This window comes from Burkholderia sp. E168m23, assembly GCF_016586125.1.
In the GTDB taxonomy this organism is placed as follows: Bacteria; Pseudomonadota; Gammaproteobacteria; order Burkholderiales; family Burkholderiaceae; genus Burkholderia; species Burkholderia orbicola.
Genome location: NZ_BCPP01001292.1, coordinates 1 through 1,517, shown reverse-complemented (window position 1 = coordinate 1,517; position 1,517 = coordinate 1). Strand labels below are relative to the sequence as shown.

2 protein-coding genes are annotated in these 1,517 nt (G+C 66.6%); one reads left to right on the top strand and one right to left on the bottom strand.

All coding sequences use genetic code 11. The annotated features are described in order from the left end of the window. On the top strand, positions 1 to 644 hold a 644-nt coding region (locus JMF90_RS36665; protein WP_201326303.1), incomplete at its 5' end, for an MFS transporter. Positions 645 to 749: 105 nt separating this feature from the next. Here JMF90_RS36665 and JMF90_RS36660 read toward each other — a convergent pair. Then, positions 750 to 1,325 (bottom strand): DUF308 domain-containing protein, encoded by a 576-nt coding sequence (locus tag JMF90_RS36660; RefSeq protein ID WP_011549852.1) that lies wholly within the window; start codon positions 1,323 to 1,325, stop codon positions 750 to 752. Positions 1,326 to 1,517 lie beyond the last annotated feature (192 nt).

Below are 1,517 nucleotides of genomic sequence, written 5' to 3'. Positions count from 1 at the left end.
CGGTGCTGTCGCGCAACCTCGAAGCCGAGGCCGCGCACAAGTCGCACAGCATCGGCGCCGCGCTGCGCAGCCCGCGCGTCTGGCTGCTCACCTTCATCCTGCTGACCTTCAATACCGGCTTCTACGGGCTGGCGTTCTGGCTGCCGTCGATCATCCGCGCGTCGGGCGTGCAGAGCCCGCTGCATATCGGTGTGCTGACGGCCATTCCGTACCTGACCGCCATCTTCGCGATGGTGTGGAACGCCTCGCACTCGCGCAGGACCGGCGAGCGCCGCCTGCATGCGGCGATTCCCGCGCTGATCGGCGGCGTCTTCCTGATCCTGAGCGCGGCGTTCGCCCACAACGTGGCGCTGTCGATCGTATTCCTGACCATCGCCACGTGCGGCATCCTCGCGCTGATGCCGATCTACTGGACCTTTCCGGGGCAAATCCTGTCCGGCACGGCCGCGGCCGCCGGCATTGCGCTGATCAACTCGGTGGGTAACCTGTCCGGCTTCACGGGCTCGATGATCACCGGCGTCGCCAAGCAAATGACCGGCAACATCAACAACGGGACCTACGCACTGGGCGCGTGCCTGCTGGTCAGTTGCGTGCTGATCGCGGCGATTCCGCGCGACATCCTGCAGCCGCCGGTGGGGCGGTAGGGCATTCGCACGACGCCAGGTCGCGGTGCGAGGCCGGTACAACGGATGCGCCACGCGGAGAGTGGCCGGCACGACACCGCTGGCTACGGCATCGCATCCGGGCGCTCACGACACGCTGCGTCGCATCCCTCGCACCTGCAACCAAATCGCGGATATCAGGAAATAAAGCGCACCGACTCCCGCGTAGCCCGCGATCTTGACGATCGCGGGCGGCATCGGCGCATGGCTTTGGACGATGAAGAACAGGCCGGCCAGTGCCGATTGCGCACCGCTCAGGATCATCACCCACTGTGCGCCGGCAAGCTTCCAGCGTCGCACGGCGGTGCCGAGCTGCAGCACGCCGGAGAGAATCGCCCAGACGCCGAACACCGTGAGCACCGCATGCATGCCCGCATTCAGCGCCGGAAATACCGCCAGCGTCGTGACGGCGCTGATCGCGACGTTGACTGCCTGCGTGCGGTTTGCCGCCATCCCGCCGCTACGGGACAGGTCGACGAAATTGGCGAGCGCATCCCAGGCCGGATAAACGACCAGCAGGACCGCCGCGCCGGCCGCGCTCTGCCGGCCGACGGCAAACGCCAGCGCGACCCAGATCAGCGAGAATATCGCCCGGGAAAAGTAGTACCGTTTCAGCCATTGTTCGTCGGCAGGGGGACGAAATTCGGGGTAGCGGTCAGCCATTTGCACTCCTTCGTACATTGAATCGTCGTTCCGGCCGGCATGCAGGGCTTCCGCCATGCGGATGCGGTGCCGCCCGGATCTCCAGTGCGCCGAGTATCGCAATCGCCCGGCCTTGCCGCTATCGGTCAGATGTCCGATGGCGACGTCCTCCGGTTGCCTGCACCGAGGCGGGGGGACTTCGCGCCGGGCCGG

Bases quoted from the DNA above. Each gene is read 5' to 3' on its own strand.
- JMF90_RS36660 (WP_011549852.1), bottom strand. From the start codon at position 1,325: ATGGCTGACCGCTACCCCGAATTTCGTCCCCCTGCCGACGAACAATGG.